This is a genomic window from Niveispirillum sp. FG148 (assembly GCF_057809655.1).
The window spans coordinates 45555-61863 of record NZ_JBMDKJ010000009.1 but is presented as its reverse complement, the minus strand read 5'-3'; the positions used below and the strand labels follow the sequence as shown (position 1 = coordinate 61863).

General features: G+C 66.6%; 11 protein-coding genes. 3 read left to right on the top strand and 8 right to left on the bottom strand.

Annotated features, from left to right (window positions below; translation table 11 throughout):
- Both ACODTW_RS12055 and ACODTW_RS12050 read right to left on the bottom strand, forming a co-directional pair.
- On the bottom strand, positions 1 to 1371 hold the full coding sequence (locus tag ACODTW_RS12055) for an MmgE/PrpD family protein (RefSeq protein ID WP_488946259.1): 1371 nt from the start codon (positions 1369 to 1371) through the stop codon (positions 1 to 3).
- Positions 1368 to 2735, bottom strand: a complete 1368-nt coding sequence (locus ACODTW_RS12050; RefSeq protein WP_488946258.1) for an MmgE/PrpD family protein — start codon at positions 2733 to 2735, stop codon at positions 1368 to 1370. The genes ACODTW_RS12055 and ACODTW_RS12050 overlap by 4 nt, the downstream gene beginning before the upstream one ends.
- 227 nt (positions 2736 to 2962) lie before the next feature.
- On the opposite strand from ACODTW_RS12050, the gene ACODTW_RS12045 reads away from it, so the two are divergent.
- Positions 2963 to 3682, top strand: a complete 720-nt coding sequence (locus ACODTW_RS12045; protein ID WP_488946257.1) for a GntR family transcriptional regulator — start codon at positions 2963 to 2965, stop codon at positions 3680 to 3682.
- A 248-nt stretch (positions 3683 to 3930) separates the two neighbouring features.
- On the opposite strand, the gene ACODTW_RS12040 is transcribed toward ACODTW_RS12045, so the two are convergent.
- Positions 3931 to 4776: a helix-turn-helix domain-containing protein gene (locus ACODTW_RS12040; protein WP_488946256.1), complete on the bottom strand. Its 846-nt coding sequence runs from the start codon at positions 4774 to 4776 to the stop codon at positions 3931 to 3933.
- Positions 4777 to 5153: 377 nt separating this feature from the next.
- On the opposite strand from ACODTW_RS12040, the gene ACODTW_RS12035 reads away from it, so the two are divergent.
- Together ACODTW_RS12035 and ACODTW_RS12030 are read left to right on the top strand one after the other, a co-directional pair.
- Entirely contained in the window at positions 5154 to 6302 is a 1149-nt protein-coding gene (locus tag ACODTW_RS12035; protein WP_488946255.1) for an FAD-dependent monooxygenase, read from the top strand.
- Between the two features lie 261 nt (positions 6303 to 6563).
- Complete coding sequence (locus tag ACODTW_RS12030) at positions 6564 to 8078, top strand: aldehyde dehydrogenase family protein (protein WP_488946254.1); 1515 nt, start codon at positions 6564 to 6566, stop codon at positions 8076 to 8078.
- A 180-nt stretch (positions 8079 to 8258) separates the two neighbouring features.
- Here the strand turns inward: ACODTW_RS12030 and ACODTW_RS12025 are convergent, their stop codons facing one another.
- The 5 genes from ACODTW_RS12025 to ACODTW_RS12005 all read right to left on the bottom strand — a co-directional run bounded on the left by ACODTW_RS12025 (position 8259) and on the right by ACODTW_RS12005 (position 16288).
- Positions 8259 to 9134 carry an alpha/beta hydrolase family protein gene (locus ACODTW_RS12025; protein WP_488946253.1) on the bottom strand — a complete coding sequence of 292 codons (876 nt, stop codon included), beginning with the start codon at positions 9132 to 9134 and terminating at the stop codon, positions 8259 to 8261.
- A gap of 276 nt (positions 9135 to 9410) precedes the next feature.
- A complete protein-coding gene (locus tag ACODTW_RS12020; RefSeq protein WP_488946252.1) occupies positions 9411 to 11282 on the bottom strand; it encodes a hydantoinase B/oxoprolinase family protein in 1872 nt (623 codons plus the stop codon).
- A 14-nt stretch (positions 11283 to 11296) separates the two neighbouring features.
- Entirely contained in the window at positions 11297 to 13345 is a 2049-nt protein-coding gene (locus ACODTW_RS12015) for a hydantoinase/oxoprolinase family protein (protein ID WP_488946251.1), read from the bottom strand.
- Positions 13346 to 13459: 114 nt separating this feature from the next.
- Entirely contained in the window at positions 13460 to 14422 is a 963-nt protein-coding gene (locus ACODTW_RS12010) for an alpha/beta fold hydrolase (protein ID WP_488946250.1), read from the bottom strand.
- A 39-nt stretch (positions 14423 to 14461) separates the two neighbouring features.
- Positions 14462 to 16288, bottom strand: a complete 1827-nt coding sequence (locus tag ACODTW_RS12005) for an alpha/beta fold hydrolase (protein ID WP_488946249.1) — start codon at positions 16286 to 16288, stop codon at positions 14462 to 14464.
- Positions 16289 to 16309: the final 21 nt, after the last annotated feature.

The following is a 16309-nucleotide window of genomic DNA, read 5'->3' as shown; positions in this document are numbered from 1 at the left end:
TCAACCGGGAAGGCCGCTGGCGCGGCGCAGAAGTGCGGCCATGTCGGCCTGTCCCTCAAGATTGTCGATGGCCTGGATCAGCGGGTCGGCCAGGGCGGTGGCGCCGGCGAAATCCAGACAGGCGCGGAACTTGCGCAGATGCTGTTCGCGCGACAACGGTGTCGTCGGGCTGCCCAGCTGGCTGTCGATGCGGGCGAAGACGCGGCGCCCGTCGGTCAGCCGCGCCTCCGCCACGGCGGGCACAAAGGCGGCGGGGTCGGGATTGGCATCCACGACCACGCTGATCTTCGATCCCAGCGCATGCAGGCTGGGGTCGGTCAGGCGCGAAGGCGTGAAATCGGCCAGGCCCACGGTACCGCGCGTCAGCACCACGGCCCCCAGCCAGGCAAAGCACAGCCTTGCGTAATTGGCCGTCATCGCCGCCGGATATGCTGGCAGCGCACGGCCGACCAGCCGGTGGATCAGCGGCGGGGCGGTATAGGTCAGGCTTTCCAGATTGGCGGGCGACACGCCATGATCGCGCATCAGCGCCTGGGTGGCGACAATGGCGCCATGGGCGGCGCGGCCCGTGGGGAAGGGCTTGTGGCTGACCTCCGCGATACGCCAGTCCTGGCCCAGCCGTTCCAGCAGCGGCGGCAGATCGGTCGCCGTTTCGAACAGGGCCAGATAGCCGAACGGGCCATCGACGCTGCCATCGGTGCCGGGCACGCCGGCGATGGCCAGATCGATGGCCATCAGGCTGGCCTGGGCGGCGTGTGCGACCTGCAAAGGCAGGCCGGGCTTGCCTTCCACATGCGCCTGCATGGTGCCGGACGCGAAGGCCAGCGCATGGCCGAACGCGCTGACCGTTGTGGCGACGTCCAGCCGGCGCAGGCGGGCGATGGCGGCGACGCAGCCGAAGATGCCGGCCGTGGCCGGGCGGAAGAATTTCAGCGGGCTGGTCACGGCCAGGCCCAGCGTGGCGGCGATATCCACGCCGGCCGCCATGGATGCCCCGAATTCCGCCCCCGTCACCGGCGCCTTCTGGCGCGCCGTATCGGCCATCAGGGCCGACAGCACCGTGGCCAGCGGATGCACGACAGCGCCTTCATGCACGCAGTCAAATTCCTGGCAATGGAACTGATAGGCGTTGATGAAGGCGGCCTGCGGGGCCGATACGCGGATGGCCCGGCCCAGCACTGGGGCGGGACCTGTCGCGGCCCAGCCCAGGGCCGATGCCGCCACTTCCTCCGCGAACGGCGCCTTGGACCCGGCGATGCCGACGCCAGCCGTATCCAGCAGGAAGATGCGGACGGCGTCGCGTGCCGGTTCCGGCAGGGTCACCCATTCAACGGACAGCGCGTGCCGCGCAAATTTCTCAGACGCCTTCATGACAAACCCCGCAGCGGCAAGACCGGCCAATGGCGCGGGATCGGCCCATTGTCGGCCAGCGCCAGGCATTCCGTCACAAGGGTGTCCATGTCCGTCGCCGCCATCCCGCCGGCCAGCATCAATGCGCGGGCCTTGGCGATGGTGCGGTCATCGGGCAATGGATTCTCCGGATCGCCCAGCGCATCGGGCTGTTCGCGGACCAGCAGCGTGCCGTCGGCCAGCGTCAGCGCCACCCGCGCCCCGAAATGGTTCGGATAGGCGCTGTTGTAAGGCTCGCCAACCGTGACCTTCACCCTTGCCCGCAGGGTGGCGGCGGCATCATCCCGGATGGCGGGCGGGTCGAAGGCCGACAGGGGCGGCGGCCCGCCCAGCAGGGTGACGGCCACGCTGTGCTGCAGGGAGAATTTCGCCTCGATCACCGATTGCGGGTCGGGCCGGTCACAGAAGCGCAGGGCATCGCCATAGGTCTGCACGGCCACGCCCGCCACCTCCCGCAGGGTCAGCCCGTCACGCCCCAGCTTTTCCAGCAGGGCCAGACAGGCGTCGATGACGGGATGGACATGGCGGCAGGCGGGCCAGGGCTTCAGGCTGATATCATCCAGGCACCAGCCGGCGGGCGTGACGCCGGCCAGCAGGGCGGTGGGATCGGAGCCTGGTGCCGTGGCCGCGAACAGGCCTTCGGCCCCTTCCAGGATGCGGGCGGGACCGCGCAGACCGGCCTGGGCCAGTTTTGCCGCCAGATAGCCGTCGCCCGCCGCCTGGGCATTATGCACCTGTTTGGCGTTCGATCGCGGGTCGTTGCGGGTTTCCCACAGCCCGCCCGTGCGCGTCGCGGCCAGCGCCATGGATTGGGCCAGCCCGTCGCGGTCCAGGCCCAGCACCGACGCCACGGCGGCGGCGGCACCGATCGTGCCGCAACTGGCCGTCGTGTGCCAGACGCGGTAATGCGCATCGCCCAGGGCCCGGCCCAGCCGCACCATCGCCTCATACCCACGCACGATACCATCCAGCAGGGTGGCCGTATCGGCGCCCGTGGCCTGGGCTGCCGCCAGGGCGGCCGGGATGATGACGGGGCCGGGATGCAGGCGGGCGCGCTTGTCCACATCATCCATTTCGAAAATATTGCCGAGCGCGCCGTTATAGCGCGCGGCCGCTTCGGCCGGTGCACCGGCGCCATGGCCAATGACCATGCAGGGGCCTGTTGCCCCGTCCAGCAGGGCCGCCGCCAGTTGCGCTGCCACGGGCGTTGCCGCCCCGATGATAGCGCAGCCCGCCCAATCCAGCAGATGCAGCGCCGCCCGCCGCCGCAGCCGGGCCGTGACGGGGCGGGACAGGTGATCGGCCAATGACAAGACAAGGCTCATGACGATGCTCTCGACCCTGGATCGCGGTGCGGGCGCGGCCCTTAATATGTCCGGACATAATATCTCTATCACGCCCTTTCCGACGGGGGAAGCGCTTGCGGCACCCGTCTGTAAATTTTCGCTGCCCCCGGCCAAGGGGTGGATAGGCCGCCCGTCGGACTTGACGGGGTGACCGCTCCCATGTCCTTGATCGCGCCGGGTTTCCATTACCCCAGGGGAGCATCATATTGGCAACCGGTACGGTGCCGCGTTACCAGCAGATCGCCCAGATGCTGCGCGCGGCCATCACCAACGGGACCTACAAGGTCGGCGACCTGTTGCCGACGGAGCAGGACCTGTGCGCCACCCATGACATTTCCCGCCACACGGCGCGCGACGCGCTGCGCCTGCTGACGGAGGCCGGCCTGGTCACGCGCAAGCGCCGGGCGGGCACCGTGGTGGCGGCCGCGGCCGAGCCGGCCTTGTTCGTGCAGCCGCTGGGGGGATTTCAGGATCTGCTGCAATATGCCCGCGACGCCCGGCTGACCATCATGGCCTATGGTCCCGCCCCGGCTGACGGCATGGTCCGGCCGCTGAAGCTGGACGCGGCCGGCTGGATGGAACTGCGCGGGCAGCGGGGCAACGGGGCCAAGACGGTGGGCCTGACGCGCGTGCTTATCCGCCGCGACTGCGCCCCCAGCCAGGCGGAGATCGAGGCGCAGCCGACCATCGCCGATGCCATTGAGGGGCGTTTCGGCATCCACGCCACCCGCATCGACCAGCAGATCAGCGCCATGGTGCTGGACACCAATCTGGCCGGCATCCTGGGCAGCGAGGCGGGGGCGGCAGCCTTGCTGACCCGCCGGCTGTATCATGACGCGCAGGGCACCCTGTTCCTGGCCAGCGAAACCGTCCACCCCGCCGACCGTTTCGTCTATTCGATGAGCTTCAATCGGGAGCGGGAATAGGGGGGCTGTCTGGTGATGATTTGCCTTTTACCCTCGTCATCCCGGTGAAGGCTCAAGGGCTAAGTTCGTCAATTGCATCCTCCCTGCCTCCCCCGCGAAAGCGGGGATCCAGGGGCCAAGGGCACTGAGCCGTGGTTCTCGCGGCCCCTGGATCCCCGCTTTCGCGGGGAAGGCACCTTATTCCATTGGGCTAACTTAGCACCTATGTGCTTTTGCCGGTGAGAACGACAGGGCGAGCCCCCCACCCCTCAATGTTCCACGCGGCGTTCCAGGGTCCAGTCCCAACGGCGTGTGGGCACCTGCTCCACCGGTTCGGGTGCGGCCGTGCCCTTCCAGTCGGCATAGGTCTCGCCGATCTCGCGCGCGGCGGCCTTCAGGTCGGGCAGGTAGCGGCTGGTGAAGACCTGTTCGGTCACGGCCTTGTCCATGAAACGCATGCCGACAACGCCCAGCAGGTTGGTGCCGCTATAGATGGGCACGGCCGCCGACGATTCGCCGCGGAACTGGCGGATGGAAATGGCGTAGCCGGCCTTGCGGATATTGCCCAGCATCTTTTCGATCAGGTCGCGCTGGCGCCCCGCGCCCTCCATCTCGCCGCCGGAACCCAGCGCGATATCCAGCAGGGCGGCGCGCTGCGGGGCGGGGCTGAAGGCCAGATAGGTGCGGCCCGAGGCGCTGTTCAGCAGCGGCAGGCGCACGCCGGCATTATAGCGTTCCAGCGCCAGCGGGCTCTGCTTGTCCGTCGTGTGGCGGACCAGCATGCCATTGCCCTGGTTCGTGCTGATCGACACGGGCCAGACCAGCTTCTGGCCCAGCTGGGCCAGGATCGGCTGGGCCACGTCGGCCACCCAGGCTTCGTCATCGTACCCGTCCGACAGGCCGCGGACCAGCACGGTCAGGCGGTAGCGGTCGTCCGATCCGTCACGCACCGCGTAACCGGCCGAACACAGGGTTTCCAGCACCCGATAGGCCGTCGTCCGCGGCAGATCGATGGCATTGGCCACATCGGTGACCGACACGCCATTGCGGCTGTTCAGCACCTGAAGCACATCCAGAACCCGGAGCATGGCCCTGACGGGCTTGATCTTGTCCATTCCCGAAAACTCCCGTCCCGATATCTGCGCACTTAAGAACCGTGCACTTAGCGCATCGATCATGCCGGTGAAATCAAACTGTAACCGCAGAATATGCGCGTATGTCCACCTGTCGGATAGTCGTGATGAACGAATGCGCTGAAACCCCCGGCAAAGCCCCGTTTTTGGGCAGGGGCGCGCCCATTTCATGTCCGACAGCCGGACAAATCGCGCATAAATGCCTGCTAGGATTACATTTTTTCCAATGGCCGTCCACGTCCGCCGTGTGGACAGGCAAAAGTCCCCGCCTGTACCGGCCCCGGCCCCGCGCGGCGTAATGGCCCCAACGCCGACGATGGATCGGCGCCCGGAATTAAGCTGCGAAGGCTTCCACGCCCATGAGCAAAGCAAGAATCACAATTGTCGGCGGCGGTATCGGTGGCTTCACCGCGGCCCTTGCCCTGCGGTCCCAGGGTTTCGCGGTCACACTGCTGGAAGCCGCACCGGCCTTTGGCGAGGTCGGCGCCGGCGTCACTTTGTCGCCCAATGCCATGCGAGGCTATGTGCATCTGGGGCTGGCTGAACAGATCGCGGCCGCCGGCGTGGAACCGGCGCGCCAGCGCATCCAGCATTGGCAGGATGGCCGCATCCTGCGGGTCATGGACCGGTCGGACATGCGCGCCCGCCATGGTGCACCTTACGTCTATATCCATCGCGCCGACCTGCATGCCATCCTGGTGGAGGCGGCGGAAAAGGCGGGTGCCCAACTTTTCACCAACGCTGCCGCCGTGGCGGTGGACGGATCGACCGTCATCCTGGCCGATGGAAGGCGAATCGAGGGCGATCTGGTGGTCGGCGCCGATGGGGTGAAGTCGGTGGTGCGCCAGCTGTTCGAACCGGCCAAGGCGCATTTCACGGGCCATGTCGCCTGGCGCGCCCTGGCACCGGCCGAAGGGGTGCTGGCCGAACTGGCAGCCTATCCCGGCATGCATATCGGCCCCAACCGCATGGTCGTGCGCTATCCTGTGCGCGGGTCCAAGATCCTGAACATGGTGTTCTTCGCCCGCCAGTCGGGCTGGGAGCAGGATGGTTGGACCATTCCGGCCCTGCGCAGCGATCTGGAAGCCACCTATGAAGGCTGGGCCCCGGAAATTCAGGCCATGATTGCGGCTGTGCCGGAAGGCCGCTGCTACAAATGGGCGATCAATGCCCGCCAGCCTTTGTCCACCTGGATCAAGGATGACAAGGTGGCGCTGCTGGGCGATGCCGCCCATGCCATGACCCCCTTCATGGGCCAGGGCGCGGCCTGCGCCATCGAAGACGCCATCGTGCTGTCCCGTGCGCTGGCCGCGTCGGGCAGCATCGGCGAAGCGCTGACGCGCTACATGGCCGCCCGCCATGAACGCGCCACCTTCATCCAGCAGGAATCCAACGCCAACGCCGACCGGCTGCAGACCACCAACACCGAATATTTCGGGACGGAGAATTTCCGCAACGAGGATTCGCTGGGTCTGCTGGACTATGATTGCCGCACCGTGCCGGTGTGATGGGGGAGCCCTTGTTGTGCCGGTAATGAGCGCAGGTGAGAAGGTTCGCTTGACCGAAATGACCCTTACTCCCGTCATCCCGGCGAAAGCCGGGACCCAGGGGCCAAGCGCCCGACCTGTCGGCAGCGTCAATCGATGTGGCGCTGAGGGTTGGTCTTGTGACCCTGGGTCCCGGCTTTCGCCGGGATGACGGGAAATAGCGTTGTCAGTGCTTGTTTGCGTTGCCTCCCCATCCCCCCACCCGCCCCAGAGTAACCGCCCATGTCCCCCACCGCCCTGCCGTTTGACGGTCACACCATCTCCCCCGCCACCCAGGCTTTCCTGACGGAAAGGCACGGGTTGCTGATCGACGGGGACTGGGTTCCGTCGCGGTCGGGTGCGACCCTGGACAGTCATGATCCGGCGACCGGCCTGTATCTGGCCAGCGTCGCGTCGGGTGGGGCGGCCGATATTGATGCGGCCGTGGCGGCGGCAACCCGCGCCTTCAACGGCCCCTGGTCGCGGCTGAAGGCGCGGGAGCGGGCGGGGCTGATGGTCCGGCTGGCCCGCCTGCTGGAACGCGATGCGGAATTCTTCACGGAGCTGGAGATCCTGGACAATGGCATGCCGCGCTTCATCGCGGCCCTGACCGTGTCCAACTGCGTGGAGATGTATGAATATTACGCCAGCGCCATCCTGCGCATCGAAGGTGTGACCACCACGCCGCCGCCACATGTCACGGCCGATGCCGAGGCGCTGACCTATACCCTGCGTGAACCCGTCGGCGTGGTGGGGCTGATCGTACCCTGGAACGTGCCTGTCTCCACCCTGACGCTGAAGCTGGCCCCGGCGCTGGCGGCCGGTTGCACTGTGGTGATCAAGCCGGCGGAGGAGACGCCGCTGTCGGCCCTGGCGCTCGGCCGCCTGATCCAGGAGGCGGGGTTCCCGGCCGGCGTGGTCAATATCGTCAACGGACCGGGGGAAACGGCGGGGGCCGCCCTGTCCGCCCATCCGCATCTGGACAAGATCAGCTTCACCGGATCGACGGAGGTGGGGCGCAAGATCGTGCAGGCGGCCACCGGCAATCTGAAGAAGGTCTCCCTGGAACTGGGCGGCAAGTCGCCGGTCGTGGTCATGCCCGACGCCGATCTGGACCTAGCCGGCCCCGGCGTGTCCATGGCCACCTTCTTTTTGCAGGGCCAGAACTGCATGGCCGGCACCCGCATCTTCGCCCATGCCTCCATCCATGATGAGCTGGTGGAGCGCATGGTGGCCTTTGCCGGCTTCTTCAAGCTGGGCCACGGGCTGGACCCGGCCAACAATTTCGGGCCGCTGATCAGCGCTGGCCATGCGTCGCGCGTGCAGTCCCATATCGACCGGGCGCTTTCCGACGGGGCGGTGCTGGCCACGGGCGGGGTGCGGCTGGAGCGGCCGGGCCAATTCCTACCGCCCACCATTCTGACGGGCGTGTCGACCGACATGGCCGTGTTCCGGGACGAGATCTTCGGCCCCGTCATGGCCGTGCATCGGTTTGAGACGACGGATGTGGAAGCCATCGCGGCCATGGCCAATGACAGCGTCTATGGCCTGTCGGGTTCTGTCTGGACGCGCAGCCTGTCGACCGCGCACAGGCTGGTGTCGCGCATCCGGTCGGGCCAGGTGTCGATCAATTGCCACGGCGCCATCGCCACCAACATTCCGTTCGGCGGCTACAAGCAATCCGGCTGGGGCCGGGAGTTCGGCCGCGAAGGGCTGGACGCGTATCTGGAGACGAAGGCGGTCACGGCAAGGCTGTGAGGGAATTGGCTCTGCCTTCCTCTCTCTTCTGTCACCCCGGCGGAAGCCGGGGCCCAGCGTGAGGCGCGGTCAGCGCCAATATGACTCTTATCGCGGCAGACGCCGCTATACTGGGCCCCGGCTTTCGCCGGGGTGACGGTAGTGGGAAGACAATCCCGTAATTGTCTGCGAGAGCCCCGCTCACTTCACCGCCAGCTTGACCGGCCCCTGATCCGTCACCCGCGCCTTCAGCGCCTTCAGCGACGCCGCATCGCCACCCGCATAGGCGCGCATGAAGTCGACCGACACGGCGGCGGCCGTGGTGATTTCCTTTTCCAGCTTGGGGCCGGGCAGTTCCGGGCGGCAGATGGCGCCGCCGAAATAATGGTCCACCCCGTCCAGCACCAAGGCATAGCGGTCCCCCCCTTCCTTGGCATCGTCAAAGGCCAGCAGGTGGCTGCGCCAGTCGGCATTGCCACCGGGCGGCACATCCTTGTCGCCGGTCTGGATCAGGGCGGGCACGGCCAAGGCCGCGAAATCGCCCTTGTTGATGAAGCCCATGCCGGCACCGGGGGGAGAGAAGGCGACGACGGCCTGTACCCGCGGATCGTGCAGCGGCGTCTTCACCTCCGGCGGCACGCCCACGGTGCCGCCGCCCAGGCAGAGCGCCACCAGCCCGCCATAGGAATGGCCAGCGGCGATATAGGGGCCGTTCAGATGGTCGGCCAGGGCCCGCACATCCTCAATCCGGGCCGACCAGCTGGCCAGGCCCGGAAAGCTGTTGCGGTCGGGATGGTCGGTTGAATCCACATGCAGCGGGGCATAGACGGCATAGCCAGCCTTCACCCAGGCATCGATCAGCGGCTGATATTTCCAGGGCGCGGACATCGCCCCGTGGGAGAACAGGATGCGGCCTGCTGGGTTGCCCGCCGGTTTCCAGACGCTGACAGAGACAGCGCGTCCCGCCGGGGTTTTCACGGTCAGGCCGGGGGCGGGCTGGGCGCGCACGGGCAATGCTGCCACGGCACCCAGCGCGGTCATGGACAGCAGCAATGAACGGCGGGACAGCAGGGCCATGGGGATGCTCCGGGTTGGGGGGTGAGGTGTGACTGGCTTAATCTTTATCGACCTTTTTCCGTCGTCCCGGCGTTCACCAGAGGGCGCTAACTTAGCCAATTGCACCCCCTCAGTGCCTTCCCCGCGCGGGGGTCCAGGGGCCACGGGCACTGACGCGTGTTTTCCTGGTGGCCCCTGGACCCCCGCTTTCGCGGGGGAGGCACCTCATTCCAAGGGACTAACTTAGCACCCATGGGCGAAAGCCGGGATGACGGTGGAAAAGAGCGTCCCCGCCCCTCACGCCGCGACGTGGCGCAGCTTCACCGGGGCCTTGGGCGCCGGCAGGCCGGTTTCGGCCAGGCTGTTGGCGCGCAGCGTGTCGATGTCGGGACCGAAATTGAACACTTCCGTCACCGGACCGCGCTCCGCCCGCATCTTCGCCCGCAGCGCCTCCGTGGCGGCCGCATCGACCTTGCCGTCGACCAGGACCACGCCATAGCGCTTGGCCCCGTCGGCCGTGACCAGACCGCGCTCCAGCTCCACCTCCAGCAGCGCAGGATCGCGCAGCAGCGGGTCGCCCCAGCCACCACCACCCCAGGTGATGAAGTGCAGCAGGTCGCCTTCTTCCACCGTCAGGTTTTCCAGCTTGTTGCCGACCACCGTCTGGGTGCCGTCCGGCTTTTCCAGGATCTTGCGGGCCCGTGCGCCGGGTTCGCCGCCATTCACGCCCCAGGGCGGGGTGAACCAGCGGTCATCATGGATGGCGATGGTGCCGGCGGCCAGGAAACGGTAGGTCATGATGATGCCGTTGCCGCCGCGATGCAGGCCTGCCCCGCCGCTGTCGGCCACCGTTTCATAGCGTTCGATGACCAGCGGGAAATACCGCTCCAGGAACTCGTTGGGGACATTGGTGAAGCCGGGGAACAGCGAATGCCCGTCCGGCCCATCGCCCAGCGGACGACCCGGAATGCCGCCGAACCCGATCTGGAACAGCTGGAACCAGCGGCCCTTGGCATCATAGCCGGAGAAGAACAGGTGCGGGGAGGAGGAGAAGCCGGCCGCATTCAGGAATTCCGGCGTCTTCTGGCCCAAGAGCCCGCCCATGATGTCGAACAGGCGGCCCAGCGCATGGGTACGGCCCGACAAGGCGGCGGGGAATTTCGGCTTCAGCAGGGAGCCTTCGGGGATCTTCACCCGGATCAGGTCGTAATAGCCGTCATTGAACAGCACCTGCGGGTCGAAGACCATGATCATGTAGATGCCGAAGAACATCTTCAGCATGTTTTCATTCAGGAAGAAATTGATCGAGGCCTGGCTCTGCGGGTCGGTGCCGTCGAAATCCAGCACCACGATGTCGCCTTCGCGATGCATGGTGCAGCGAATCTTGTAGGGGCCATAGCCCATGCCGTCATCGCAGATATAATCCTCGAAGCTGACCTTCTCCTCGCTGATGGAGCTGGCGATCAGCTGCTTCATGGCGCGGTAATTGCGGGCCAGCAGCTCGTCGGTCGCGGCGGCGAAGACATCGTCGCCGAACCGCTCGCACATTTCCACCACGCGGCGGGCGGCCACGCGGCAGGACGCGATCAGGGCGTTCAGATCGGCCGTACACCAGTCCGGCTTGCGCGTCTGGGCCATGATCAGCTTGATCAGGTCGGCATTATAGACGCCCTTGGAATAGATCTTCACGGGCGGGATGCGCACGCCTTCCTCAAAGATCGAGGTGGCGTCGATGGGCATGGAGCCGACAACCTTGCCGCCAATGTCGGACTGGTGGCCGAACATTGACGTATAGGCGATCAGGCGGCCATCCTTGAACACGGGCAACAGCACCAGCCAGTCATTCAGATGGCTGATGGCGCCGCCGACCGAATAGGGGTCGGACAGCATGATCATGTCGCCTTCTTCGACCGTGCCCTCGAACCCTTCCAGGAACGGGCCGATATAGGACCCGAACTGACCCACCACCATCTGGCCGGTGCGGTCGGCGATCAGGGGGAAGGCGTCGCCCTGTTCGCGGATGCCGGGCGACATGGCCGTGCGCACCAGCGTCGCATCCATCTCGATACGGGCATTGCGCAGGGCGTTTTCGATGACCTCAAGCGTCACCGGGTCGATGCTGACCTTGTTGAAGGGGGTGTTGTTGGTCTGGATGATAGTCGCGGTCATGGACACTCTCCCCTTCAGCGCGGGTTGATCAGGATGTTGCCAACGCGGTCGACCAGGCCGTCACAGCCGGCCTCGATCAGCGTCGTGCTGTCCATTTCGATGACGATGGCGGGACCCGGGATCAGGTCGCCGGCCTTCAGCTTGGCCCGGTCATAGATCACGGCCGGCACCATCCGGCCATCCATCCACAATTCATGATCGCGGATCTTGGCCGCGATCGGGTCGCCATTGCCCTTGGGCAGTTCGGCGGCCGGCAGGTCCAGCACGGGGCCCAGCGCCACGGCGCGCAGATTCACCAGCTCATGCGGGGAGGGCATGTTGAAGGTGAACAGGCGGTGATGTTCTTCATCAAAGCGCTTGGTCACGCCGACCAGGCCGTCACGGCGCAGCGTTTCGGGATCGATGGACAGCGGCACCTCGAAGGCCTGGCCTTCGTACCGCACGTCGATCTCGAACAGGCTGGTAATGTCCTCGTCCTTGATGCCTTCGGCCTTCAGCTCGTCGCGGGTCTGCTTGGCCATGGATTCCAGCAGGTCCAGCACGTCGCTTTCCTGCGTCTCGTCAAAGCGGCGGGAGAAGGACCGCGCCGTTTCGGTGCGCATGCGCGTCGTGGCATCGCCAAGCGCGCACAGCACGCCGGGGGAGACGGGGGAGATGGCGGGCCAGGAGCCCATCAGCCGGGCCACGGCATTGACATGCAGCGGGCCCGCACCACCAAAGCCCATGACGGCGAAGTCACGCGGATCATAGCCCTGCTGGACGGAGATCATGCGCAGCGCGCCGAACATGTTCTCGTTCACAATGTCGATGATGCCGCGGGCGGCGGCATAAAGATCAATGCCCAGCGTATCGGCGATGGTCTGCACCGCCTTCTTGGCCCCTTCACGGTCCAGCTTGAAGGTGCCGCCCAGCAGGGCCTCTGGCAGATAGCCCAGCACGACATTGGCGTCGGTCACTGTCGGCAGCGTGCCGCCCTTGCCATAGGCCACGGGGCCCGGCACGGCACCGGCAGATTGCGGGCCGACACGCAGCGCCTTGGTCAGTTCCGGCACATAGGCGATGGAGCCGCCGCCGGCACCCACCGTCTTCACGTCCAGCGAGGAGGCGCGGACGGCCAGATGGCCGACTTCCGTCGTGCGCACGCGGCGCGGGTCCAGATTTTCGATCAGGGCCACGTCGGTGGAGGTACCACCCACATCCAGGGTCAGGATGTTGCGGATGCCGGAATTGGCGCCCACCCACAGGGCCCCCGTCACGCCGCCGGCCGGACCCGACATCAGCAGGGAGACGGGATGCTCCTCCGACTTTTCCGAGGACATCAGCCCGCCATCGGAGCGCAGCAGCGACAGGGAGCCGGCAAAGCCGCTCGATTTCAGCTTCTCGCGCAGATTGCGGACGTAGCGGCCGACGATGGGGCGGACCGACGCATTGGCCACCGTGGTCAGCGTGCGCTCATATTCCTGCATTTCCGGCAGGACTTCATGGGACAGCGACACGGGCACGCCGGGCAGGATCTCGGCTGCCAGTTCGCCCACGCGCTTCTCGTGTGCGCCATTCAGATAGGCGTTGATCAGGGAGACGGTGACCGCCTCCACGCCCTTATCCTTCAGCCGCACCAGGGCGGCGCGGATATTATCCTCGTCGATGGGGCGCAGTTCGTTGCCATGGGCATCCATGCGGCCCTTGATCTCGACCGTGTTTTCCAGCCGGGCCAGCGGTTCCGGCTTCGGCCAGACGATCCAGCCAGCCAGACCGCCCGGCACGAAGGAGCGCGCGATCTGCATGATCTGACGGTATCCTTCCGTCACGATCAGGCCGACCTTGGCACCCTTGCCTTCCAGCACGGCATTGGTGGCGACCGTGGTGCCGTGCAGGAAGAATTCCACATCGGCCGGCGTGATCCCCGCCTTCTCGCAGATGACGGTGACGCCGTTCAGGATGCCGACGGAGCTGTCCGCCGGGGTGGACGGGGTCTTGTGTCGCCAGAAGGCGCCCGTCGTATCATTGAACAGCAGCAGGTCGGTGAAGGTACCCCCCACATCGACGCCCAAACGGTAACCCATCGCATCCCCCTTGTTCTGGAAGCGTGAAATTCGTTGATTTCCTGATAGCGGAATAAGGGGGGCGTATCCTTTGGGGGGCGAAGTGTTGACCGCTGTGCGGATGTTTGGGGCGGCTTACCGACCCGCCTTCAGCACGCGGTTGATGAAGGGCATGGCGCTGGCCAGGGCCGTGTCGCCGCAATCCGGTGGCATCATGTGCCCGCATCCCGGCAGCACGATCAGCTGCTTGTCCGGGCCGGGCAGCAGCGTCATGGCCGCCTGCGCATGCTCCAGCCCCACCTCATGGTCGTTCGCCCCCCAGAGCAGCAGGGTCGGCAGGCGGATGGTCTTCAGGTCGTCCACCGTCCGGGCCAGCGGCGGCGGCACGGGCTTTGTCGGCATGCGCAGGGCGCGGTTGTTCAGGTCGGTCCATTCCTGCACCAGGGCTGGCGTGACCTTGGCCTTGTCTTCGATATTGGCCAGCAGGATCTGCCGCCAGAATTCCGGCTTGTGATAGCCCTTGTGCGTCGCATCCTCCGCCACGGCCTGCTGCAATTCCGGCGACGCCTTGGACAGATCGAACTTGACGGGGCCGACGGCGGCATTGCCGACAATCTGGGCCACCACCTTGTCGGGATGCAGGGCGGCATAGGCCACACCCGCGACGGCGCCGCTGGAGGTGGAAACCACCATGAACCGGTCGACGCCCAGCCGCTGCGTCAGGGTGTCGATGACATGGAAAGTGTCGTCGATGCTGTAATTATCCTTGCCCGCCGGTCCGGACAGGCCGGCGGGCGCCATGTCGAACCGGATGACGCGGTACTGTTTCTTCAGTTCCGCGGCCCAGCCGTTCCATTGCCGCAGGCTGGCATAGGAACCATGGATCAGCAGGATCGCCGGCCCCTTGCCCTCGTCCACATAATGGATGGGGGTGCCATCGACATCCATGAAACGAGAGTTGGGCAGCGCATATTGCGCCCGCAGGGCGTCGTCGCCGGCCAGGGGCGGGGCGGGCTGGGCCTGGGCATAAGCTGCACCGGACGCCAACAGGGCCATCCCGATGCCGACCAAAATCCGTCGCGACCGTCCCAGACCCATGTCACGCTCCCCCTTGCTGGTTGAAATGGGTGCCGATAGTCAGTCCAGGCGGACCACGACCTTGCCGAAGACGCCGGCATCGGCCGCCGCATAGGCCTGTTCCATCTCGCCCGCGTCAAACACCCGGTCGATGACGGGGGTGATGGCGTGGCGGGACAGGAAATCGGTGACCGCCTGTTGATCAGCGCGGCTGCCCACGGCCACGGCGGCGACGGTCTTGACGCCCATCACCAGATCGGCCGCCGCGATGTCGCCGCCGAACCCGTCCAGACCGCCGACCAGCGCAATGCGCCCGCCCGCCGCCGTGGCGCGGATCGACCGGGCCAGGGTGCCGGCCCCGCCCAGTTCCAGCACATGATGGACGCCGCCACCCGTCAGGCGCAGCACCTCCTTGTCCCAGTCGGGATGGGTCTTGTAATTGACGGTTTCGGTCGCCCCCATGGCCCGCACCTTGTCCAGCTTGGCGTCGCTGGAACTGATCACCAGCACCTTGGCCCCGGCCGCCGCGGCGATCTGCAGCCCGTACAGTGCCACCCCGCCCGTGCCCTGGATCAGCACCCAGTCGCCAGCGCCCACGCCCGACAGGGCCGACCAGGCAGTGACGGCCGCACAGGGGATGGTGGCGGCCTGTGCGAAGCTCCACCCCACCGGGGCCGGCACCACGCCCGTTTCGGACAAAAGCACATGGTCGGCGAAGACACCGGCCCCGCCGGCACCCAGGGCAGAGGCGAAGGCCGCGAAATTGATGCGCCCGCCGGGCCAGTTCTGGAAAAAGGCGGAACAGACGCGGTCACCTGCCTTGACCGAGGTGACGCCATCGCCCACGGCCACCACCTCACCCGCGGCATCTGATCCGGGAACGAAATGATTGGCGCCATTGACTGGGTAGAAACCGTTCTTGACCATGATGTCGCGACGGTTGATCGACACGGCCCGCACGCGCACCAGCACCTCGCCCGGACCCGGTTGCGGAACCGGTGCCTGTTCGGTACGCAGGCGGAATGATTGTCCCTCGGCGGACAGCAGGAAACTGCGGCTGGTCATGGCATCTTCCTTTGGGGCGATCACGGCATCGGCGGCCTGGGCATGGGCCAGCAGGGCGGCGACGAAGGCGGGGGCCTGGCGTTCTGGTGCAGCGATCCCGGCCGGGCCGATCAGGCCCACGGGAATGCCGGGATGGTTGGCCGCGACGCGGGGCAGCATGAAGGACAGGGGATCATCAAATGCCTGGACGACGCGCACCGGACAGGTGACGCGGGCCAGGGTCGCGGCGAAATCCTGGGCGAAGATGGCGTCGAAGGCCTGATTGCGGCCCTGCGGACTGCCGAGCGCGCCCAGGAATTCCCGATGCACCAGGGCGGGATCGTAATCCCAGTAGAAGGACCGGATGATCTTCCAGGTGTCGGTGGCATAGACACCGTCGCTGTCCACGGGCGGGGCGGCACCGATATCGGCCCGGCTTTTCGCCCGTTCCGCCGCATCGGCATGCAGCACGCCCGACAGGGTCAGCGATCGGGCGCGCGATGCGGCCAGCAGTGCCAGTTCCACGGCGAAATGCGTGCCGGTATGGTGGGCGGCCAGATGGAAATCAGCGATGCCCAGCGCGTCGATGGCATCCAGGAACCAGCGCGCATAATCGGCGGCGGACGGGCTGCCGTCGGGCTGGAAGCTCTGCCCGAAGCCCGGCGTGTCGAAGGCGATGGCGCTGCGGCCCCGCGCCGCCAGCAGGGTCAGCATGGCGGCGAAGCTGCCGCCATCAACGGGCGTCCGGTGCAGCAGGATGAAGGGGATGCCCGTCCCCTGCACGCGCCAAAGATGCAACTGCCCGGCCGGAATGTCGGCATAGGCTTTACGGATCAGGGACATCCTTTATCCTTTCCGGGGTGC

Coding starts and splice junctions, on each gene's coding strand:
- ACODTW_RS12055 (WP_488946259.1), bottom strand. CDS start 1,371: ATGAAGGCGTCTGAGAAATTTGCGCGGCACGCGCTGTCCGTTGAATGG.
- ACODTW_RS12050 (WP_488946258.1), bottom strand. CDS start 2,735: ATGAGCCTTGTCTTGTCATTGGCCGATCACCTGTCCCGCCCCGTCACG.
- ACODTW_RS12040 (WP_488946256.1), bottom strand. CDS start 4,776: ATGGACAAGATCAAGCCCGTCAGGGCCATGCTCCGGGTTCTGGATGTG.
- ACODTW_RS12035 (WP_488946255.1), top strand. CDS start 5,154: ATGAGCAAAGCAAGAATCACAATTGTCGGCGGCGGTATCGGTGGCTTC.
- ACODTW_RS12030 (WP_488946254.1), top strand. CDS start 6,564: ATGTCCCCCACCGCCCTGCCGTTTGACGGTCACACCATCTCCCCCGCC.
- ACODTW_RS12025 (WP_488946253.1), bottom strand. CDS start 9,134: ATGGCCCTGCTGTCCCGCCGTTCATTGCTGCTGTCCATGACCGCGCTG.
- ACODTW_RS12020 (WP_488946252.1), bottom strand. CDS start 11,282: ATGACCGCGACTATCATCCAGACCAACAACACCCCCTTCAACAAGGTC.
- ACODTW_RS12015 (WP_488946251.1), bottom strand. CDS start 13,345: ATGGGTTACCGTTTGGGCGTCGATGTGGGGGGTACCTTCACCGACCTG.
- ACODTW_RS12010 (WP_488946250.1), bottom strand. CDS start 14,422: ATGGGTCTGGGACGGTCGCGACGGATTTTGGTCGGCATCGGGATGGCC.
- ACODTW_RS12005 (WP_488946249.1), bottom strand. CDS start 16,288: ATGTCCCTGATCCGTAAAGCCTATGCCGACATTCCGGCCGGGCAGTTG.